At 47.5% G+C, this 18,607-nt stretch carries 25 protein-coding genes; 12 read left to right on the forward strand and 13 right to left on the reverse strand.

Going from position 1 to position 18,607, the window contains the following annotated elements; all coding sequences use genetic code 11:
- Positions 1–4 precede the first annotated feature (4 nt).
- From AC4E8B_RS05800 to AC4E8B_RS05815, 4 genes are read left to right on the forward strand one after another with little or no spacing between them, the layout of a single operon-like run.
- Entirely contained in the window at positions 5–754 is a 750-nt protein-coding gene (locus AC4E8B_RS05800; RefSeq protein ID WP_490217609.1) for a glycerophosphodiester phosphodiesterase, read from the forward strand.
- Positions 751–1,722, forward strand: coding sequence for a glycosyltransferase family 2 protein (locus AC4E8B_RS05805; RefSeq protein WP_490217610.1), 972 nt, complete (start codon positions 751–753; stop codon positions 1,720–1,722). The genes AC4E8B_RS05800 and AC4E8B_RS05805 overlap by 4 nt, the downstream gene beginning before the upstream one ends.
- Positions 1,703–2,113, forward strand: coding sequence for a GtrA family protein (locus AC4E8B_RS05810; protein WP_490217611.1), 411 nt, complete (start codon positions 1,703–1,705; stop codon positions 2,111–2,113). The genes AC4E8B_RS05805 and AC4E8B_RS05810 overlap by 20 nt, the downstream gene beginning before the upstream one ends.
- Positions 2,077–4,752, forward strand: coding sequence for a YfhO family protein (locus AC4E8B_RS05815; protein WP_490217613.1), 2,676 nt, complete (start codon positions 2,077–2,079; stop codon positions 4,750–4,752). Before AC4E8B_RS05810 ends, AC4E8B_RS05815 begins: the two co-directional genes overlap by 37 nt.
- 30 nt (positions 4,753–4,782) lie before the next feature.
- Here AC4E8B_RS05815 and AC4E8B_RS05820 read toward each other — a convergent pair whose 3' ends face one another.
- Complete coding sequence (locus AC4E8B_RS05820) at positions 4,783–4,974, reverse strand: alpha/beta-type small acid-soluble spore protein (RefSeq protein WP_490217614.1); 192 nt, start codon at positions 4,972–4,974, stop codon at positions 4,783–4,785.
- Between the two features lie 171 nt (positions 4,975–5,145).
- On the opposite strand from AC4E8B_RS05820, the gene AC4E8B_RS05825 reads away from it, so the two are divergent.
- Positions 5,146–5,874 (forward strand): DsbA family oxidoreductase, encoded by a 729-nt coding sequence (locus AC4E8B_RS05825; RefSeq protein WP_490217616.1) that lies wholly within the window; start codon positions 5,146–5,148, stop codon positions 5,872–5,874.
- A 52-nt stretch (positions 5,875–5,926) separates the two neighbouring features.
- Here AC4E8B_RS05825 and AC4E8B_RS05830 read toward each other — a convergent pair whose 3' ends face one another.
- The 4 genes from AC4E8B_RS05830 to AC4E8B_RS05845 all read right to left on the reverse strand — a co-directional run bounded on the left by AC4E8B_RS05830 (position 5,927) and on the right by AC4E8B_RS05845 (position 9,315).
- Entirely contained in the window at positions 5,927–6,982 is a 1,056-nt protein-coding gene (locus tag AC4E8B_RS05830) for a M20 family metallopeptidase (protein WP_490217618.1), read from the reverse strand.
- A gap of 80 nt (positions 6,983–7,062) precedes the next feature.
- Positions 7,063–8,112: a hypothetical protein gene (locus AC4E8B_RS05835; protein WP_490217620.1), complete on the reverse strand. Its 1,050-nt coding sequence runs from the start codon at positions 8,110–8,112 to the stop codon at positions 7,063–7,065.
- 13 nt (positions 8,113–8,125) lie between these two features.
- Positions 8,126–8,995 carry a permease prefix domain 1-containing protein gene (locus AC4E8B_RS05840; protein WP_490217622.1) on the reverse strand — a complete coding sequence of 290 codons (870 nt, stop codon included), beginning with the start codon at positions 8,993–8,995 and terminating at the stop codon, positions 8,126–8,128.
- Positions 8,992–9,315, reverse strand: a complete 324-nt coding sequence (locus tag AC4E8B_RS05845; RefSeq protein WP_490217623.1) for a PadR family transcriptional regulator — start codon at positions 9,313–9,315, stop codon at positions 8,992–8,994. Before AC4E8B_RS05845 ends, AC4E8B_RS05840 begins: the two co-directional genes overlap by 4 nt.
- Positions 9,316–9,819: 504 nt before the next feature.
- Here AC4E8B_RS05845 and AC4E8B_RS05850 point away from each other — a divergent pair.
- Positions 9,820–10,329 carry a Crp/Fnr family transcriptional regulator gene (locus AC4E8B_RS05850; protein ID WP_490217624.1) on the forward strand — a complete coding sequence of 170 codons (510 nt, stop codon included), beginning with the start codon at positions 9,820–9,822 and terminating at the stop codon, positions 10,327–10,329.
- A 62-nt stretch (positions 10,330–10,391) separates the two neighbouring features.
- Here the strand turns inward: AC4E8B_RS05850 and AC4E8B_RS05855 are convergent, their stop codons facing one another.
- From AC4E8B_RS05855 to AC4E8B_RS05865, 3 genes are all read right to left on the reverse strand, one after another.
- Complete coding sequence (locus AC4E8B_RS05855) at positions 10,392–10,574, reverse strand: YfhD family protein (RefSeq protein WP_022543504.1); 183 nt, start codon at positions 10,572–10,574, stop codon at positions 10,392–10,394.
- An 89-nt stretch (positions 10,575–10,663) separates the two neighbouring features.
- Positions 10,664–10,789 (reverse strand): YfhE family protein, encoded by a 126-nt coding sequence (locus AC4E8B_RS05860; protein WP_490217625.1) that lies wholly within the window; start codon positions 10,787–10,789, stop codon positions 10,664–10,666.
- A 72-nt stretch (positions 10,790–10,861) separates the two neighbouring features.
- Positions 10,862–11,764, reverse strand: a complete 903-nt coding sequence (locus AC4E8B_RS05865; RefSeq protein ID WP_490217627.1) for a TIGR01777 family oxidoreductase — start codon at positions 11,762–11,764, stop codon at positions 10,862–10,864.
- Between the two features lie 121 nt (positions 11,765–11,885).
- On the opposite strand from AC4E8B_RS05865, the gene recX reads away from it, so the two are divergent.
- On the forward strand, positions 11,886–12,698 hold the full coding sequence (gene recX / locus AC4E8B_RS05870; protein ID WP_490217629.1) for a recombination regulator RecX: 813 nt from the start codon (positions 11,886–11,888) through the stop codon (positions 12,696–12,698).
- A 92-nt stretch (positions 12,699–12,790) separates the two neighbouring features.
- On the opposite strand, the gene AC4E8B_RS05875 is transcribed toward recX, so the two are convergent.
- On the reverse strand, positions 12,791–13,465 hold the full coding sequence (locus AC4E8B_RS05875) for an SDR family NAD(P)-dependent oxidoreductase (protein ID WP_490217631.1): 675 nt from the start codon (positions 13,463–13,465) through the stop codon (positions 12,791–12,793).
- A 119-nt stretch (positions 13,466–13,584) separates the two neighbouring features.
- Here AC4E8B_RS05875 and AC4E8B_RS05880 point away from each other — a divergent pair, with 119 nt between their 5' ends.
- Positions 13,585–13,929 carry a YfhH family protein gene (locus AC4E8B_RS05880; RefSeq protein WP_490217632.1) on the forward strand — a complete coding sequence of 115 codons (345 nt, stop codon included), beginning with the start codon at positions 13,585–13,587 and terminating at the stop codon, positions 13,927–13,929.
- A 12-nt stretch (positions 13,930–13,941) separates the two neighbouring features.
- Here AC4E8B_RS05880 and AC4E8B_RS05885 read toward each other — a convergent pair whose 3' ends face one another.
- Positions 13,942–14,100, reverse strand: coding sequence for a YpzG family protein (locus AC4E8B_RS05885; RefSeq protein WP_009795194.1), 159 nt, complete (start codon positions 14,098–14,100; stop codon positions 13,942–13,944).
- A gap of 22 nt (positions 14,101–14,122) precedes the next feature.
- Positions 14,123–14,296: a small, acid-soluble spore protein K gene (locus tag AC4E8B_RS05890; protein ID WP_490217634.1), complete on the reverse strand. Its 174-nt coding sequence runs from the start codon at positions 14,294–14,296 to the stop codon at positions 14,123–14,125.
- Positions 14,297–14,424: 128 nt separating this feature from the next.
- Here AC4E8B_RS05890 and AC4E8B_RS05895 point away from each other — a divergent pair, with 128 nt between their 5' ends.
- On the forward strand, positions 14,425–14,700 hold the full coding sequence (locus AC4E8B_RS05895) for a YfhJ family protein (protein WP_490217635.1): 276 nt from the start codon (positions 14,425–14,427) through the stop codon (positions 14,698–14,700).
- A gap of 25 nt (positions 14,701–14,725) precedes the next feature.
- Here the strand turns inward: AC4E8B_RS05895 and AC4E8B_RS05900 are convergent, their stop codons facing one another.
- A complete protein-coding gene (locus AC4E8B_RS05900) occupies positions 14,726–15,706 on the reverse strand; it encodes a metal-dependent hydrolase (RefSeq protein WP_490217636.1) in 981 nt (326 codons plus the stop codon).
- Positions 15,707–15,819: 113 nt separating this feature from the next.
- Here AC4E8B_RS05900 and AC4E8B_RS05905 point away from each other — a divergent pair, with 113 nt between their 5' ends.
- Complete coding sequence (locus tag AC4E8B_RS05905; protein ID WP_490217637.1) at positions 15,820–16,134, forward strand: hypothetical protein; 315 nt, start codon at positions 15,820–15,822, stop codon at positions 16,132–16,134.
- A gap of 48 nt (positions 16,135–16,182) precedes the next feature.
- Positions 16,183–17,280, forward strand: coding sequence for an A/G-specific adenine glycosylase (gene mutY / locus AC4E8B_RS05910; protein ID WP_490217638.1), 1,098 nt, complete (start codon positions 16,183–16,185; stop codon positions 17,278–17,280).
- A 200-nt stretch (positions 17,281–17,480) separates the two neighbouring features.
- Here mutY and AC4E8B_RS05915 read toward each other — a convergent pair whose 3' ends face one another.
- Entirely contained in the window at positions 17,481–17,705 is a 225-nt protein-coding gene (locus tag AC4E8B_RS05915) for a hypothetical protein (protein WP_490217640.1), read from the reverse strand.
- Between the two features lie 119 nt (positions 17,706–17,824).
- Here AC4E8B_RS05915 and fabL point away from each other — a divergent pair, with 119 nt between their 5' ends.
- Positions 17,825–18,574, forward strand: coding sequence for an enoyl-[acyl-carrier-protein] reductase FabL (gene fabL, locus AC4E8B_RS05920; RefSeq protein WP_490217641.1), 750 nt, complete (start codon positions 17,825–17,827; stop codon positions 18,572–18,574).
- The last annotated feature ends 33 nt before the right edge of the window (positions 18,575–18,607 follow it).

Consider the following 18,607-nt stretch of genomic DNA (forward strand, 5'->3'; position numbering starts at 1 on the left):
ATCGATGCTGAAGAATGCCTGTGTTGCGCACCGGGGCTGGTCCGGAAGAGCCCCCGAGAATACAACGGCCGCTTTCCGGCTTGCCCTTGAGCACCCTATGATTTCTGCCATAGAGCTGGACGTCCACCTATCAAGGGATGGGGTCCCTGTTGTCATTCATGATCACACGTTGGAACGGACAACAAACGGGAGCGGATATGTGAAGGACCATACTGCCGCTGAACTGTCACTCCTTGATGCAGGCTCATGGTTCAGCCCTGAATATTCCGGCGAAACGATATCCTCGCTGGAGGAAATCATCCAGATGTCCAAAGGAAAAAAGAAGCTTTTCATTGAGCTGAAGCAGATGGCCGGAATGTATGATGGCCTTGAAGAAAAAGTGGCAGAATTGATCAGGAAATATTCGCTCTATAAAGAGGCCCTGGTCATCTCTTTTGATCATCATTCACTTCTAAAGCTGAAAGAGCTGGATCCGAGGATCCGCACCGGCCTGATTTACTTGGGGCATGCGACACTCCTGGCAGAGCAGGCAGCTTATACAGGGGCAAGCCATGTATCCGTGCACTATGGCTTTCTCACCCGGGAGCTGGTCGAATCTCTGCTGGAAGCCGGCATTGAAATCGGCACATGGACAGTCAACGGCAAAGAAGCTTTGAAAAAGGTGCAGGACTTGGGCGGAAGCATCCAGATTACAACCAACCATCCGGAAATCATGGTCGGCCAGCCGGAAGAGCAGATGGAGGCAGCAGAATGAATCAGGCAAAAATATCATTTATCATCCCTTCCTATAATGAAGCTGAAAATATCCCCAGGGTGCTGGAGGCAATCCGGACGGAAATGGCAAGCCTCTTTTATCAATATGAAATCCTGTTTATTGATGACGGGAGCTCGGACGGCACGATGGAAACCATCCATCGGCTGGCTTTTCACCATGAGGAAGTCAAATTTATATCATTTACAAGGAATTTCGGGAAGGAAGCGGCCATGCTTGCCGGACTCCGGAACGCAGATGGTGATGCGGTCATCATGATGGATGCTGACCTTCAGCATCCGCCTTCCCTGATCTGCCAGCTGGTGAGGGGATATGAAGAAGGGTATGGGCAGGTGATTGCCAAAAGGAACCGTACGGGAGATTCTCCGGTCCGTTCATTCGTTTCCTCCTGCTTCTACCGGTTTGTGAACAGGGCAGTGGACGTGCAGCTGTCAGACGGTGAGGGAGATTTCCGGCTGCTGAGCAAAGAAGCGGCAAAGGCGCTCCTTCTGCTCAGTGAAGGAAACCGCTTTTCCAAAGGCCTTTATTCGTGGATCGGATTTGAGCAGAAAATAATAGAATACGAGAATGTCCAAAGGGAAGCGGGGGAGACAAAATGGTCATTCCCCAAACTACTGAACTACGGCATTGATGGGATCGTTTCTTTTAACCACAAGCCGCTCAGGGCATGCTTTTATCTGGGCGCCTTTGTCCTGCTGCTGTCGCTCGGATATATCGGATTTACCTTTATCCAGATTATGCAGTATGGAATTTCAGTTCCCGGTTATTTCACGACCATATCGGCTGTGCTTTTCCTGGGAGGAATCCAGCTTGTCTGCATGGGGATCGTCGGTGAATACATCGGCCGCATTTATTATGAGACAAAGAAAAGGCCGCATTATCTGGTTCAGCAGACCAATATTCAGCAAGCAAGCGAAAGAGGGGAAAAGCATGCGGTTCATACGCAGTGAATTTTTCCGCTTTGCCGTGACCGGCGGGGTGAATACCCTGCACTATTATTCAATCTATCTTGTTCTTCTCCATTTTGCAGGGTTCCATTATTTCCTGGCGCATAGTATAGGTTTGGCAAGCAGCCTGATTGGTTCTTTTTTCCTGAATACTCTATTTACTTATAGAGTAAAGCCGACATGGGGGGCGTTCATCCGCTTTCCGCTGACACAGCTGTTTAATATGGGCATGACAGCAGTCATCTTGTTCATACTTGTCGATGGGCTGAAGGTGAGCAGCAGCCTTGCACCGGTCATTGCAGTCGTCTTTACTTTGCCAGCTACTTTCATTTTAACGGGGAGAGTCCTGAAAACATCATGCAAAAAGCGCGAAGCTACATACCAAACTTATTAAATTTTCTTCAGGCAGACAGATGGCCTAAGGCTGCCTTATTCTTCTTCTGTCTGCTGGCAGCTGTACTGAGCCATATGTTTTTTATCTCTGAGTGGTTCGAGGGCCGCTATATGACCGGGATGAACGATGGATTGTCGCAAATGCAGCCTTTCAAGCAGCTCTTGTATGAGCAGTACACCAGCGGGGAGTTTTTCTATTCTCCTGACTTCGGGTTCGGCGGGGGCACCTATACCCAGCTTGGCTATTATTTTGCTACTTCTATCTTCTTTCTGATGACGATGCTTGTAACCTATATACTTGAGAGTTTCGGCCTGATCGGGGCGCCGGATATTTTTTACTGGGCTGACATCATCCTCATGGTAAGCATCATCAGGCTGACCGGCATCCTGCTTCTGGCGGCCTGTTATTTCAGGATGCTGGGAATGAAAGCACTGCCTGCCTTTACTGGCGCTGTTATTTACGGCACGAGCATCATTTATTTCAGGCATGTCACCTACTGGGAATTTTTTGCCGACAGCATGCTCTGGCTGCTGCTTCTTCTGATCGGGATTGAAAGGATCATGCGGGGGAAGGGCCCGGGTCTGTTCATAGCGGCAGTTTCCATCAGCTTATTTGACAATTTCTATTTTGCTTATGTTAATTTCCTTCTGTCCGGCGTGTATGTTCTGTTTCGCTGGATTTTTCCGCTTGAAGGGAACGAGAAGCCTAAGACTGTTCAGGTGAAGCAATATATCATCGGGCTGACAGCAGGATTCTGCATCAGCGGCTTTTCTTTTTTTCCTGCCGTATATGGCTTTTTGAACAACTATCGCCCGGCATATGCGGATCGTATCCCGGCTTTTGAGTTTATTGACAATTTGCTGCTGAACGGAAGAATTGTCTATCTGCCGGCATTTGTTCTCATCTGCCTGCTGGCAAAGCCTTTATACAGGAACAGGCATTTCAGTTTTTTTGCTGTGATGGCGATATTTTTATCCATCCTGCATTTCAGTCCGCTTGTTGGCAGCTTGTTCAACGGATTATCCGCTCCCCAGTACAGATGGGAATATATGCTGTCTCTTGCGGCAGGCGGGGCAGCAGGTGCCGCACTCCCCCTGGCAGGCAGGCTCAAGCTTCTTCCGCTCGCATCAGCAGGAGCAGGTGCGGCTTTATTTTACATACTGTTCTATCATTTTGATCCTAAGCTGGAATTTGAAGAAGTGCAGGATGCCTATATGGCCATTGCTGCCTTCATCTCGGCCGCGGTATTCCTTTTGGGAGCAGCTTTTTTCAGGAAGGAGGCAGCTGTCCTGCTTTCGGCTGCTGTCATCCTGACAAGCGTGCTGATCCCGAATTTTTATCAGGAAGAGCGCTTGACCGTGACAGGGACGGAATACCGTGTATCAAAGGAGTTCATGATCAGCCGTGACTATAACGGTGCAGACCAGCAGGAGCTTATCAAGCTGATTCAGGAAAAAAATGATGACCCTTTGGCAAGGATCGACTGGATGATCCCTTTGAGGAATAATACCCCGATTGTCCAGGATTTCAAGGGTATGAGCGTCTATTCCAGCATTCTTAATAAAGAGCTGCTATGGTTTTATCTCAGGGATCTTGAAATCGATATGGGGCGTGACAGCGTCAGCCGCTATGCTTCCCTTGGGGACCGGGCTAATTTGTACAGCATCCTCATGGGAAAATATTATATTGCTGAGAAGGGAGATGCCTCCATTCCTTACGGCTTTAAGAGAATAGCTTCCGCCGGCGGTTATGAGGCTTATGAAAATGAAAACCTCCTGCCTTTTGTGCGGACAGCTGACAGTGTTTTTCTGGAAAAAGATCTGAAAGGAAGTTCTCCTGCCGCAAAGGAACAGGCGATGCTGAAGGGAATCGTTCTTGAAAAGGGGACTGCAAATGCCCCTATACCGGACAGCAGAAATCTGATTTCACAGGCAGCAATTCAGCCAGTAAATGCTGAGTATGCGGGCGGAAAACTTAAGGTCAATGGTGAGGAAGGCGGCATTGATTTATTGATCAGTGAAAGAAATCCTTCTGCAAAAGACTATTTGGTTGGCTTCAATATTGATGCTATCAACAATAAGGAAGAATTCATCCTTGAGGTCAATGAGTTCCAGACAATCAGGAAAGAAGAAGGGTCTATTTACAGGACTGGTGTGGATGATCTGATCATAAGAGTTAAGGCAGCGGACCGGATTTCCCTTAGGATGCCAAAGGGAAAATATCATTTAAAGGACTTTAAGCTTTATGAAGAAACCTTTGAGGTACTGGAAAATGTAAAAGAAGAAGAACGCCGTCATATTCCGCCAGAGGCAGAGTGGTCAGGAAACCGGCTGTCATTTGAGCTTCAAAATGAAAAAGGGGAGGATTATGCAATCATTCCGCTCCCGTTTGAAAAAGGCTGGCGCTTAAAAATCAATGGAGAGAAGGAAGAGCTGCTGAAGGCCAATTATGCATTTACAGGCTTCCGGCTGCAGGAAGGTCAGAACAGGATTGAGCTGGTCTATTATCCGCCGTATTTCTTTCAGCTGCTTGCATTCTCTTTTGCAGCAATCAGCATTTGCCTTGCCGCCTTCTTTAAAAAATCAAGGCGCATGTCCGCCCGTCTGCCGGAATTTATAGAAAAAGGAGACCCCCGTTAAGAAGGGTCTCCCGCTCCGCAAAGCGGCCCGCTATTGCTGCCGGTCCTGGAGCTGCTGCTCTCCCAGGGCGACAAGGCGTTTTGTCATCTCGCCGCCGACAGAGCCGTTTGCCCGCGCGGTCGTTTCAGCACCAAGCTCAACACCAAACTCATTGGCTATTTCTTGCTTCATCTGATCTAGTACATTAACTGAACCAGGAACCAACAGTTTGTTTCTTGCCATGATCCATCACTCCCGACGAAGGATTGAACAATGGGTATTGTTCTTTTTTAACTTAACCGGATGCAGGCCTGCTGATACACAATAATCGCAGTGGAGGCTCCGAGCATCGGCCGCAGGGTTTTTGCGTAAGATGTGCTAGTATGGGGGTAAGCTAAGAAATGAGGTGTCAGTATGAAAATAGAAGTATGGTCGGATTTTGTCTGTCCGTTTTGTTATATAGGAAAACGCCGCCTGGAAGGGGCCTTGATGGATTTCCCTTACCGCGATCAGGTAGAGGTTGAATTCAAAAGCTTTGAACTTGATCCGAATGCCGCTCCTTATTCAGGAAAAAGCATTCATGAGGCAATCGCGCAGAAATACGGCTTGAGCATTGACCAGGCGAAGCAGGCCAATACGGGAGTGGGAGAGCAGTCAGCAAGCGTCGGTTTGACCTTCAATTTTGATGAAATGAAGCCGGGCAATACATTTGATGCCCATAGGTTGGCTAAATTCGCTAAAACAAAGGGCAGGGAAGCTGTTCTGACGGAAAAGCTCCTTTATGCTTATTTCACAGAATCCAAGAACATAGGTGACCACCAGGTGCTTGCCGAACTTGCAGAAGCAGCAGGACTCGGCAGGGAAGAGGCGCTCAGCATCCTTCAGGATGAGACAGCTTTCGCCAATGATGTCCGGATCGATGAAAGAATCGCCCAGCAATACGGCATTACCGGTGTACCTTACTTTGTCATCAATCAAAAATATGCCATTTCAGGCGCACAGCCTTCCGAAACCTTTGCCAGCGCCCTGCAAAAGGTATGGGAAGAAGAAAATCCTGTTTCCAAATTGCAGGAGTTGTCTCCAGAAGGAGCAGCTGATGCCAGCTGCACCGATGGAAGCTGTGCCGTTCCGGAAAAAGAATAAAGTGAAACAGACGGAAGGGGTTCGAAATATACATATTTCGAACCCCTTTTCTTTAAAAACTCCTGGCGAAATCAACCAGCATTTCTTTATAAACATGAACAGATTCCGGCAGTACATATTCTTTATCGCCATGCCAGTGGAGCCCGCTTGGCCCGAATTCGATGGCCGGTATGCCATACTTGGCAAAGAAGACGGTATCAGCTGAGCCATGCTGTCCGAAAAAGACCGCTTCATCTTTTATATGCCGATCAACGACAGGCTTCAGCTTCAAGATGAATGGGTTGTCCCTTGCCGTTTCCAGCGGATTGCTGAACATGCTTACAAGCACTTCGCCGTCCGTGATCGATTCGATCTGTTTAATGATCTCATCCTTATCCTGGCCAGGAAGATAGCGGATATCATAAAAAAGCTCGCATTTTTCCGGGACTTTATTATACACATCACCGCCGCGGATTTTGGCCAGGTTGATGGAAGGGGAAGGATAGAATTCGGAGCTTTCTTTGGCAAAAGGGAGCTCCTTCAGCTTTCCGTGGACTTCATATGCCCTTTCAATCGCATTGATGCCTTCCCATGGCCGGCTTCCGTGGGCCGGATCTCCATCAATGGCAATTTCGAGGCGCATGACGCCCTTTGCCTGGAGGGCGATTCCAAGCTGGGTCGGCTCTGAGCAGATGACAAAATCGCCGCGGTATCCATTTTCGGCAAGGTAGCCGGAGCAGTTGAACCCTCCGATTTCCTCATCAGAAACGATCTGAAGCTGAAGCTTGACTCCAAGCGGCGCATTCTTCAGCTCCTTGAAAGCGCACATCATGGCAGCAACTCCTGCCTTCATATCGGCGGCTCCTCGTCCATATATTTTGTTCTTCACCTCAACCGGGATGAATTGCTCTTCTTTGCCTGAAACGACATCCACATGTCCGTTCCAGACGATAGTCTCATTGCCGCTCCCTATCTCCGAAACAAGCATTTTGTACCCGTTATTCTCAATGATATGTACAGGGAGCCCATGGCCTTCCAGCCAGTGCCCGCAATAGGCAACAGCTTCATTGGCCCCTTCTTTGTCCGAGCTGTTGATGCTGATCAGCTCTTTCAGCAGATTTTCCAGCATTTTTGTCCCTACCTCCTCTGTTTATGGGTTATAGGACTTATACCCTGTATTTCCGAGTTTAAAAGGGAAAAAGCCTCTTTCTAACTTTCAGAAAGAGGCAGTTCTATTTTCTCTATATCTTTGCCATTCAGTTTCACGCTGTACAGCTGATACTCCGGCTCCCCTTTGCCAAAACGCTTATCGGCCATAAAATATACCCGGTCAGCATCTGCGCCGAAAACCGGCCTGTCTGTATATTCCCCGAGATGTGTCAGCTGAGCTTCCTCGCCGGAATTCACATCCATTGTATACAGCTCATATTCAAAGGTGCCTCCTTCGTCAGGATTGCTGATGGATTGAAAAATCATCGTGTTACCATCAGGAGAGAAAGTGAAATCAAAAACATCGATTTTTCTGTCCGGATCTCCTGTTACCTTCATGCTATCAGGGGTATCTATAGGGATTTCAAATATGCGCTGCTTCACCTCAAAGGTTTCTTCAGGAGTATCAGCACCCTGGTCATCATCCATCTGGATGAAAACACTGTCTTCTCCGGGACTGACCTGGAGGCTGTGCATGGAATAGCTCTTCAGATCAGTTATTTGCTTATGCCCGCCTTCAGCCGGATCAAAAGACCAGGCATCAAAGTCATGCGGCCGTTTGCTGACAATGGGAGAATAGTTCTCGAAGGTGCCGGCCCGCAAATAATAGAGGGTGCCGTCCACAGGCGAAAACTCGGTTTCCGTGATCAGGGCATTTTCGGTGAATATGTCAGTCACCTCTTTCGTCCTTAAATCAAGGAAATGGATCGTACTTTTAAGCTCCGAATCTTCGTCCTGCTGTTTATCGCTTGATATGAAGCTTAGCAGGGATCCGTCATAGGAGAAGCTTGGATCAAGTATCATTTTTGAACTGTCCAGCGAAAATGCCTCTGCAATCATATTTTTTTCTTTGTTATAAAGCATAAGCTTTGGCTGACCATCTTTGTAATTCACATAAGCAATTGTATTATGTGAAGATATATCATATTGATTGGTAATCCCGTTTTGTTTTTCATTCTCGGACTTATCCAGATTGAGCCCGAGGAGGATGAGCAGCAGCGTAATGCTCCCTATAAATGAAAACAGCAGAATGATGCTTTTCTTTTTCATGGAGAGCTCCTTTCTAGTAGAACAGGGCAGGCGCGTAGATTAATGCAAGGCCTGCCAGGATGGCAATGAACGGAATCGCCGATAGTCCATATGCGAGTTTCTTATTTTTCCTTGCAACCTTGATCTGGATCATATAGAGGACGATCCAGATGATTATCGGGCTTAAAGAAATCAGTATGACCGGATGCAGGCCGATCATGATCAGCCCTCCCCACGCAAAAAAGAGGCAGGCAGCTGTGATCAGGACGCCGGCGGTAATATTGATGGCATGAAGCTTTTTCAAAGTTTTATCCATCTTGCCGCTGCCGGCGCTGAAATCATACAGAGTCGTCCGATAAACAAGGACGATGGCAAGAAGGATATTGAGCCAGTCCCAGATTGAAAGGGCGAGTGAGATGTCATGATCCAGATTGCTGGCCAGGAGATAGCCGGCCGCATAAACCAGGATATGCAGAATCAGCAGGGAGTTCATCCAGCGCTTCCGGTTCAGGTGGAAGACCTGGTTCACCGCAAGGAAAAGGATCATGGAACTCGCGCCCATGGAAAGCAGCAGCCAGCCGATATGGGCATCTCCGTTGATCAAAAGCTGTCCCAGATAAGCGCCGATTGTAAAGAGGATGGAAGAGATGGCAAGCGTCAGCATCATTTCTTTCCGGTATGGAAATAGGGACTGCTGAATCTGGCTGCCGATTTCCCCTTCCTCTCCAAACTGTTCCATCGCTTTCTGCTCAGCTTCACTTTCACTGAAGCCCTGTTCCTGGAAGTGCTCTTTTGAAAGCTGCAGATGTACCATAAGCTCCTCGAATAGATCTTCTTTTTCTTCTTTGGAGCATTCGGTATGCTGGACAATTTTCATGACAAAACGTTCAAGCTGCGATTTCACGTTAATCCCCCCGAGCTCTTGCGGATCATGCTTTCGATCAGGCTCCAGTCCTTTCGCTTCTTCTCCAGCTCCTGCAGGCCGTCCTGTGTGATTCGGTAATATTTCCTTCTGCCTGCTGCCGTTTCGCTCCAGTATGACTCTGCAAACTTCTTTTTCTCCAGGCGCTTGAGAGCAGGGTAGAGAGTGCCTTCACCCATTACATAAGCTTCGCCGGATATTTCCTTGAGGATTTTTGTGATTTCATAGCCATATAAATCCCTTTGGGCAATGAGAGACAAAAGCAGGAGATCTGTACTGCCTTTCATCATTTCCTTATCCATTTGCATCACCTTTTTCCTAATGTTAATAACAGTGTAATACGATGTACCTCGTAATGCAAGGGTTAACTATTATACCCTTTGGCACCTGCTGTTCCTGGGTTTAAAGACTCAGGGGTATAGGTCTTATAGCATGTTATCCAGAGAGTTATTAACAGGGAAAACATGAACAGAAAAGTACTCCACAGACATATCCACATTATCCACAGAATTATCAGAAGTTTTGCTCATTATTATGTTAACTAATTAAAGCATTGATAAATGTGAGATTATTTAGATTATCCACAATATTCACAGGGGTGTGGATAGTTTTTATTCACAGAGAAAAAAGATTATGACTATATTGTGAAGTGCGTTGCATAAGGAAGGTGTGAAGAGTATATTAAAAGTGTAGAAAGTAAGTGAAGTTATTCACAAACTTTCTTGGGAAAGCTGGCCGGCTTCACTTATTTTTTTGCTTAGTATTGTGAAATGATTCACAAAATATTGAGGCGGGAGACGATGATCATGAAAGTGCTGAAAACTCCACAGGCAGCGGCTGTCTGGACTGTATTAAGGATTTGGCTGGGCATTCAATGGATAGAAGCGGGCTGGCATAAAATTGCTGATGGCTTTGACGCAGGAGGGTTCCTGCATGGGGCAATTGCGCAGGCAGGAGGGGACCATCCTGCTGTACAGGGCTGGTATGCCGGATTTCTTGAAAACTTTGCTCTTCCGAATGTAGATTTGTTCAATGTTCTGATACCTTGGGGAGAACTTCTGACAGGGGCCGGGCTTGTACTTGGAGCTGCAGCCATTCCCGCCCTGATCGCGGGAGCATTCATGAATCTTAATTTCCTTCTGGCCGGTACAGTAAGCACGAACCCAATTCTCTATACAGCGGCAGTCCTTCTCTTATTTGCTGGCGGGGCGGCCTACTACTGGGGCGCTGACCGCATCATGATTCCGTATCTTAAAAACATGTTGAAGAGGAATAAGTTTGATGATGCTAGAAAAACTCATGCTCACGGGCATTAAAAAAGAAAAGAAGCAGCAGGCACTGGACCTGCTGCTTTTCTTATGCTGAGAGAGTCTGCATGTCAGCGGCTGTTTTTGGCGCGCTGATCGGCAGCTTTTGAACGTGCCATTGCTTCTAAATCATCATGGTCTGCAAGGTCGCGGTCAAATTCGACATCCAGTCCATCTGATTTCATGTTCTTCGGAACTTGTGGAAGTGATGCTTTGTTTTTATCCCGAGTTTTATGTCCATGTGCACGGCCCATTCGAAAAACCCCTTTCAACAATAAAAGTACGGAATTGGCTTCCGTACTCTTAGCTTGCTCCCTTTCATGGCAATTATGAGCATTTTGCATCAATGCTTGGATTTTTTCTTCGTAAAGCCGCCGGCCTGGTCTGCCAGCTTGAACTCCCTGGAGTAAACTACTTCCTGCATGCTTGATAAAGTACTCTTGGACTTATCTTTTAACTTTTTATCCATCAGGCAACATCCCTTTCCGAAAAATGAACTTCTTTTCTTAATTTTTCCTAAAAAGGAAGGAAACATACCCTCTCAATAAATATCCTTCAGTGCTTCCTCAAGCTCAGGATAGCGGAAGCTGAATCCGGCTTCCTCAAGTTTGGCGGGAAGAACCCGCTGCCCTTCCAGCACCAGCTTGCTCATTTCGCCAAGCGCGAGCTTTAGCGCAAAGGCTGGAGCGGGGATCCAGTGCGGCCGGTGGAGGGTGCTTCCCAAGGTTTTTCCGAAGTCCTTCATTTGGACAGGATGGGGGCTCGTAAAATTAACCGGGCCGCTTAGATCTTTATTTTCCATGGCAAACATGATGCCCCGCGCCACATCCTCGAGATGGATCCATGACACCCACTGGCTGCCGCTGCCGACATTGCCTCCCGCAAAGAGCTTGTAGGGAAGAGCCATCCGGGGGAGAGCCCCGTCATTTTTTTCAAGAATGATCCCGAATCGGCAGAATGCCGTCCGGACGTCCCATTTGCCGGCCTCGGCCGCCTTTTCTTCCCACTGTTTAACAGTCTGAGCCAAAAAGTCCCCGGCAGATTCCTTATCACTTTCTGTGAATGTTTCTGTTTCCGAAGTGCCATAGTAGCCGACTGCACTGGCATTGATCAGGGCCTCAGGCTTTTCTTTTAGCTCACCGATTATGTTCAGTACAGCTTCTGTGGCATCCAGCCTGCTTTTAATAATCCTTTTCTTCCGTTCTTCCGTCCATCTGCCGCTGTTGATCGATTCGCCAGCCAGGTTGACGATATAATCAATTTCTTTCAGCTGTGCGGCCGGCCTGTCGCCTTCATTCAGCCACTGGACATAGTGAATATTATTTCCGTTCTTTTTTCCTTCCGTGCTCCTTGTCAAAATGAAAACCGTATGGCCCGAATCTGCGAGCATTTTCACAAGGGCGTGCCCGACAAATCCGGTCCCGCCTGTAATGGCTATTCTCATTGGTGGACCTCCTTTTCCTATACTGTATTTATACGCTTTCTCCTGCGAAAACTCCTTTTCCAGGCTGCAGTTTGCAAGTAATGCAGCACATTGTGATAAAGTGGAGGGAGAGGTGAAGAGGATGCCGATAATCACAAAAATCTCAGTCCAGCAAAAAAGAAAGGACCGCTATAACATTTTTATGGATTATGGCAAGGGCGAGCAGTATGCCTTCAGTGCCGATGAAGATGTAATCATCAAGTTCGGCCTGAAAAAAGGGATGGAGCTTGACACACTGTCCCTGACCCAAATAGAATTTCAGGATGAAATCAGAAAAGCTTATAATCAGGCTATTCATTATTTATCCAGAAGAATGAGATCGGAAACAGAGGTAAGGAAGCATCTTGCCGAAAAAGAGACAGATGAAAGCATTATCAACGAAGTCATCGTAAAGCTGTACGAATATAAATTCTTGAATGACAATGAATTTGCCATCGCATATGTGAGGACACAAGCTAATACCTCTGACAAAGGTCCTTCTGTGATTAAGCGGGAGCTGAAGGAGAAGGGGATATCCCAGTCTATCATTGAAGAGGCGATAGCAGAATTCCCAGTAGAGGACCAGGTCGAAGCAGCAATGAAGCTCTGCCAGAAATACGCAAAAAAATACAGCAGGGAATCACAAAGGCTCCTGAAGCAAAAGCTTGAGCAGATGCTTGTCAGGAAAGGCTATCCTTTCTCTGTCATCAGTATTGCCGTCGAAGAGGCGGAGCTAGAGGAAGAAGATGACGGCGAGATGGACGCCATCCGCTACCAGGGAGAAAAAGCCCATCGGAAGCATGAAAAGCTGCAGGGCTATGAATATAAGCAAAAAATGAAGCAGGCACTATTCAGAAAAGGCTTTCCGATTGAATTGATCGACCGGTTTCTGGAGGAAAAAGAAGCAGAGGAATAGGCGGCAGGCAGCGAAAAAAGCGCTGCCTGTTTTTTATTTTGATTAAGTCAGGCTGCCAGGGGGCTCCAGCTCCCCCGCCTGGTACTGCAAAATCATTTCCCTGATTCAATCACAATCTTTTCTTCAAAACGGTTTTCAGCGATAATCCCGGCAACTTCAGCAGGGGAGCGAAGGCGTGAGCGGTCTGAAATATAGTTGTTATGATCCCAGAAGGGTGTGTCCATGCCGCCCATATAGACTGCCTGGATCAGGACCGGATCGTTTTCATATTCTTTCTGCAGGCTTTCGGTGAAGCCCCGGGCCGCAAATTTGCTGGCGCAGTATGCAGCTTCATTCGCCTTGCCGCGCAAGCCTGCAGTTGAAATGATGTTCATGAGGAAGCTCCCCTTCTTTTCCTTGATGGCGGGAAGGAGAGCATGTGCCATATAAACGGTGCCCATCAGGTTGACTGAGAGCATATCATGGAGCTCTTCTTCCTTCAGGTTTTCAAACGGACCGAAATGACCGACGCCTGCATTATTGATAAGCCCGAACAAATCGAACTGCTCTGCCAGTTTCGCTGCTTTCTCCCTTACTTCAGCCGGCTTGCTGATATCAAGAGTAAGAGTATCGGCCTTTCCTCCATGGCTGGAGATTGCTTCTTTTGCCTCCTGGAGAGCAGCTTCCCGGCGCCCTGCCAAAATGATATGAAAGCCGAGATCAGCGTATTTAAGTGCCAGTTCTTTTCCAAGGCCGGTGCCCGCCCCGGTGATGATAATTGATTGCATGCTGAGTCCTCCTATAAGGGGTAAAGTCCTTTATTTATGTAACCTTTTTCACTATACTAAAAAAAGATCAAGATTTCCTCCGGCAGGCCGGACACAGGAATAAAAAGGATGGATTAATAATGGCGCAGGAAAAACGATATAGTCAGCTTTCCCAGTACGAATTGCAGCAGGAAATCGCCAGCTTGCATGAGCAAGCAAGAAAGGCTGAACAAATGGGCATGCTCAATGAGTTTGCTGTCCTCGAGAGAAAAGCCATCATGGCAAAAGCTTATCTGCTTAATCCGGATGACTTTAAAGCAGGGGAGATTTATGAGGTGGAAGGCGATCCTGGTTCATATTTCAAAATAGATTATCTGAACGGCGTGTTCGCCTGGGGTTTCAGGCTGCATGGCGGAAAAGAAGAAGAAGCCCTTCCGATTTCCATGCTGAAGGAATTAAAGGAAAATCAGAGCGGAGAGCTCTGATTTTCCTGCAGGCTAGGCCTGTTTCCTTGTTTGCCTTTTTAGAATAATGAGGTCCTGCGATTGCTGGGTCTGCCCATTTACCTGGGCATGTGCGTGTTTAGGCCGGTAAAAGGGACCAGTAAACGGACTGGAATAAGGATTGTTATCAAAAAACTTTTTAGAGTTTCCCATAATCAAACCTCCTCATTATTGGTTAAAACAACTCAGGTGTGTCATCTGCTCGGTTTGAGGACGCCCGCATACGTTCCTGCGGATGAGTGTTGATCGATCCGTCGGCGCGTTTGGAAGCATATTCTGCTTTCGCCCGCGGTTCGCCTTCAAACTTGTTATGGCTCTGATTTGGGAAATTCTTTGCTTTGTTACGCATTCGCTTCCCCTCCTCGTGGTATGCTTGCGCGTGTTGTCTTTACTGGCACGCAAGTATAGTATGTGTTGAATAAAGCAGGCTTATGATTGAACTGTACAACAAAAATAATTGGCAAAGAGGTGCTGAATATGCATGAAACACAAGAAAGACTGGTTGAGCTGCTCATGGAGAAAAACGGCAATCTTTCTTACAGCCAGGCGCGTACGTGGGTAGAGCTTTTATGGGATGACTTCGAGACGACCCGCGCGAAGGCGGGCTATGAATATAAAGGGAGCCAGATGACAGACAGGATTGTCAGGCAGTGGATTGAAAACTACGGAGCAAGGCTTCATGACTTTGTCGCCAGCAATCCCAAATATAAAGATCTGCTTGACCAGGAGCAAGATGGTAAAAATCTTCATTAAAAAAGATGGCAAAATGCCATCTTTTTTAATTTGGGATGATATCGAGCTTCTTCCGCAATTTTTCTTCGCTGAAAATCCATCCGGTATAAGAGGAAAGGATATTCAGGTCATTGTCGAGCTGTACAACGGCCACGAATGGATAATGCCCGTTGCTGCGGTATCTGAGGTCGATGAAGCGGACTTCAAAAGACTCATCGAGATCTTCAACCTCCCATCGGTAAACAGGGGAAAAGGAAAGGAATGCCGACAGGTTTTTATCTCTTTTGGCAGCTTCCAGGACAGGCGTCTGCGGCACCGGCACCCTGTTGAACTGATCCAGGATGTCGATATGCCCGTTATTGGCCCGGCCGACAAAGAACTGATGTTCATTCATTATGGCAAGCCGCCATTGATGGAATTTCATCGTCGGGGCGATGATGATTTCAGTTGCATCAGGAACAATGGCCTTCACCGCCTTCAGTACGGACCGCTGGGCAAGGAAACGGATGATATAGTATGCTGCGAGTACCGCGTAGATCGCCAGGAATGTATAGCCGGGATGTGCCCCCAGAATCCAAATGAACAAACCGGCTACATGGATGCCGAAAATGAATGGGTCAAATGTGTTGATGATGCCCAATGCAACCCATTTGGATGAGAACGGCCTTAAAGCCTGTGTCCCATAAGAGTTGAAAATGTCGACAAAAACATGGAGGAATACGGCTCCGAATGTCCAAATCCATAGATGAAGCAGATTCGCTTCAGGGAAGAATGGATAAATGACCGCAAGGATTGCCAGCGGCCACAGGAGGACCGCGGGGATGCTATGCGTAATTCCCCTGTGATTCCGTATATACACGGCATTATTTCTAAGCTTCAATACTGTGTCAATGTCCGGGGCCTGGGAGCCGATGAGCGCCCCAATCATGACGCTCGTCGCTGTTGCTGTACTATCCGCTACGGCGGGATCCAAAGTGGCAAGTCCGCCGAGTGCGAAGCCCATGACAACATGTGTGCCTGTATCCAAGAGGAAAGAACCTCCTTCCATGGAATAATCTGAAGTTGCGCTGTTTCTGTATTTTATCAGTAAAAAGCTTGTCATCAAAGCCATTCATGGTTTACGTTAAAGGAGCTGCCAAAATGAAGCATGAAGTCCAAATGTTTTTACAGTATGAAGTGCATCCAGCAGATCTGAATCTTTTTAAAAGCTCAATTGAAAAAATCGCAGCGCTTCTCCCCGTGTATGAGGCAGCTGATATTTCGTTCATCTACTCTGGGGCTGGACACGAGCCTTCGTCCGTTACGGAAACCTGCTCACTGCCGACAGAAGCACATTATTTCGCTCTGAAAAAACTGAGAAGCTCAAGCGGGCATTCTGCATTCGGCTGCCTGGACAGCTTCATACCCGGCGGACTCGAAGAAATCCGATTCTGGGCTTTGAAAAAGAAACTTTAATATTATATTCCCATATTTCATGGAAGTTTAACATCCGGAGGATCAAAATTGAAAAAAACAGCATTAGCCAACTTAGATGCATTTGATAAAGAAGCCTTCCGAAAGGACCTGATCGGCTGGTTTGAACAGGAGCAGCGGACACTGCCATGGAGGCAGGATCAGGATCCCTATAAGGTATGGGTATCGGAAATCATGCTCCAGCAGACAAGGGTCGACACAGTCATTCCTTATTTCAACTCTTTCATCGAACAATTTCCGACAATCGAGGCACTTGCAGAGGCCGATGAAGACAAGGTGCTGAAGGCGTGGGAGGGGCTTGGCTATTATTCAAGGGCCAGAAACCTCCAGTCAGCTGCGAGGGAAGTCCACGAGCATTACGGCGGCCAGGTCCCTGATAATCCGAAGGAAATTTCCTCATTAAAAGGGGTCGGCCCATATACAGCAGGAGCGATCCTGAGCATTGCCTACGGGATCCCGGAGCCGGCAGTCGACGGCAACGTGATGAGGGTGCTGTCAAGGATCCTGTCCATCTGGGAGGATATTGCCAAGCCGGCGACCCGCAAAATCTTCGAAGAAGCAGTCCGGGAGCTTATTTCGCATGAAAATCCATCATTTTTCAACCAGGCGCTCATGGAACTTGGAGCCCTCATTTGCACCCCGACGTCACCATCCTGCCTGCTGTGCCCGGTAAGGGAACATTGCCATGCTTTTTATGAAGGCAAGCAGAGCGAGCTGCCAATAAAGACAAAGAACAAAAAGCAGAAGGACGTCCAGATTGCTGCTGTAGTGCTGCGGGACAGCGGGGGCAGATACCTGATCAGGAAAAGGCCAGAAAAAGGCCTGCTGGCCAATTTGTGGGAGTTTCCCAATACTGAAATCAACCTTGCATTCCTGCATGAAAAAAATCAGCTGGCAGAGCTGATAAAAGAGCAATATGGCGCCATAATAGAAACAGCTGAGATGACAGGACAGATTGACCATGTATTCACCCATCTTACCTGGCATATCCACGTTTATAAAGGAACGCTGTTTTCCATTGAAGAAGAACGGAGCGATCTGAAGCTTGTGACAGAAGAAGAGCTGAAAGAATATGCCTTCCCGGTTTCACATCAGAAAATGCTAAAGCAGGTGCAGGAGCATAAATAGAACAGCAGGGGAGTTAGCCCTGCTGTTTTTTTTCTGCCTGCGTCATTAATATGAGCAAGCGCCCTCCGCATTTCTATTTTTCCAGCTCCGGGCGCTAGCCCCTCGAGGTCTTAAGCCAAACAGATCAAAAGGTTAAAGAGCAAACCTTTCGCTCTGTTTGTCTTAAGCTTGTCAGGGCTGATCAAGCGCCCTCCGCATTTCTATTCATAACTAACCCGTGTTCCATGTGTATAATCAGCTTCCTGCCTTTTTAGGCCGCCGCGGTTTTCAATTTCTTCTATGATTTCCCGGTGGATGGTTTGTCCCTCTGCATTGAGGTAGGGAACTACCTGCTGCATGGAATGGTGGAAGAAGGCGAGCTCGCTGTCCTTCCATTCAGTCTTTTTCACCATGGTTAATTCGGTCATATCCCTTCCGATGTACATGTTTTTCTTCCTTTCTCTTTAAGCCTGATTGTTTAGGATTAGTGTTATAATCCTGTTTGCCAGATATACATGGAAAAGATAAAATGAAAACAAATGAAACAGGAAAGGAATTACGATTCATGACACAAAAAGTAGCACTTGTAACAGGAAGCAGCCGGGGCATAGGGAAGGCAACTGCCATTTCCCTTGCCAAGGAAGGATATGATATTGTCATCAACTATGCCAGGAGCAAAAAGTCTGCACAGGAAACAGCAGAACAAATTGAAGCGCTTGGCAGGAAAGCTTTGATTGTCAGGGCCAATGTCGGCGATGTAGAAAAGATCAAAGGGCTTTTCCAGGAAATCAGGAATGAATTCGGCCGCCTGGACGTGTTTGTCAATAACGCGGCATCCGGCGTTCTTCGTCCTGCAATGGAGCTTGAAGAAAGCCATTGGGACTGGACGATGAACATCAACAGCAAGGCCCTGCTGTTCTGTGCCCAGGAGGCAGCCAAATTGATGGAGGAGAGCGGGGGCGGCAAGATTGTCAGCATCAGCTCGCTCGGCTCGATCCGCTATCTGGAAAACTATACAACAGTCGGTGTATCAAAGGCAGCACTTGAAGCCTTGACCCGCTACCTTGCTGTTGAACTCTCGCCGATGAATATCACTGTCAACGCAGTCTCCGGGGGAGCGGTCGATACAGAGGCACTGAAGCATTTCCCCAACAGGGAAGAGCTTTTATCTGAGGCAAGGGCGAAGACGCCGGCAGGGCGGATGGTCGAAATTGAGGATATGGTCAATGCAGTCATGTTCCTGCTGTCCGATAAATCAGGCATGATCAGGGGACAGACCATCATAGTAGACGGCGGAATCTCCCTGCTCGTTTAACACATAAAATTTAGCATTTTTTTCCTGAAAAAA

It is taken from the genome of Bacillus sp. SRL543, assembly GCF_984799205.1.

Coding starts and splice junctions, on each gene's coding strand:
- AC4E8B_RS05850 (WP_490217624.1), top strand. CDS start 9,820: ATGAAAGTGCTGAAAACTCCACAGGCAGCGGCTGTCTGGACTGTATTA.
- AC4E8B_RS05885 (WP_009795194.1), bottom strand. CDS start 14,100: ATGGGAAACTCTAAAAAGTTTTTTGATAACAATCCTTATTCCAGTCCG.
- AC4E8B_RS05845 (WP_490217623.1), bottom strand. CDS start 9,315: ATGGATAAGGAAATGATGAAAGGCAGTACAGATCTCCTGCTTTTGTCT.
- AC4E8B_RS05835 (WP_490217620.1), bottom strand. CDS start 8,112: ATGAAAAAGAAAAGCATCATTCTGCTGTTTTCATTTATAGGGAGCATT.
- AC4E8B_RS05860 (WP_490217625.1), bottom strand. CDS start 10,789: ATGGATAAAAAGTTAAAAGATAAGTCCAAGAGTACTTTATCAAGCATG.
- AC4E8B_RS05905 (WP_490217637.1), top strand. CDS start 15,820: ATGAAGCATGAAGTCCAAATGTTTTTACAGTATGAAGTGCATCCAGCA.
- AC4E8B_RS05895 (WP_490217635.1), top strand. CDS start 14,425: ATGCATGAAACACAAGAAAGACTGGTTGAGCTGCTCATGGAGAAAAAC.
- fabL (WP_490217641.1), top strand. CDS start 17,825: ATGACACAAAAAGTAGCACTTGTAACAGGAAGCAGCCGGGGCATAGGG.
- AC4E8B_RS05810 (WP_490217611.1), top strand. CDS start 1,703: ATGCGGTTCATACGCAGTGAATTTTTCCGCTTTGCCGTGACCGGCGGG.
- AC4E8B_RS05820 (WP_490217614.1), bottom strand. CDS start 4,974: ATGGCAAGAAACAAACTGTTGGTTCCTGGTTCAGTTAATGTACTAGAT.
- AC4E8B_RS05800 (WP_490217609.1), top strand. CDS start 5: ATGCTGAAGAATGCCTGTGTTGCGCACCGGGGCTGGTCCGGAAGAGCC.
- AC4E8B_RS05890 (WP_490217634.1), bottom strand. CDS start 14,296: ATGCGTAACAAAGCAAAGAATTTCCCAAATCAGAGCCATAACAAGTTT.
- AC4E8B_RS05855 (WP_022543504.1), bottom strand. CDS start 10,574: ATGGGCCGTGCACATGGACATAAAACTCGGGATAAAAACAAAGCATCA.
- AC4E8B_RS05805 (WP_490217610.1), top strand. CDS start 751: ATGAATCAGGCAAAAATATCATTTATCATCCCTTCCTATAATGAAGCT.
- AC4E8B_RS05830 (WP_490217618.1), bottom strand. CDS start 6,982: ATGCTGGAAAATCTGCTGAAAGAGCTGATCAGCATCAACAGCTCGGAC.
- AC4E8B_RS05880 (WP_490217632.1), top strand. CDS start 13,585: ATGGCGCAGGAAAAACGATATAGTCAGCTTTCCCAGTACGAATTGCAG.
- AC4E8B_RS05865 (WP_490217627.1), bottom strand. CDS start 11,764: ATGAGAATAGCCATTACAGGCGGGACCGGATTTGTCGGGCACGCCCTT.
- AC4E8B_RS05825 (WP_490217616.1), top strand. CDS start 5,146: ATGAAAATAGAAGTATGGTCGGATTTTGTCTGTCCGTTTTGTTATATA.
- AC4E8B_RS05815 (WP_490217613.1), top strand. CDS start 2,077: ATGCAAAAAGCGCGAAGCTACATACCAAACTTATTAAATTTTCTTCAG.
- AC4E8B_RS05875 (WP_490217631.1), bottom strand. CDS start 13,465: ATGCAATCAATTATCATCACCGGGGCGGGCACCGGCCTTGGAAAAGAA.
- recX (WP_490217629.1), top strand. CDS start 11,886: ATGCCGATAATCACAAAAATCTCAGTCCAGCAAAAAAGAAAGGACCGC.
- AC4E8B_RS05915 (WP_490217640.1), bottom strand. CDS start 17,705: ATGTACATCGGAAGGGATATGACCGAATTAACCATGGTGAAAAAGACT.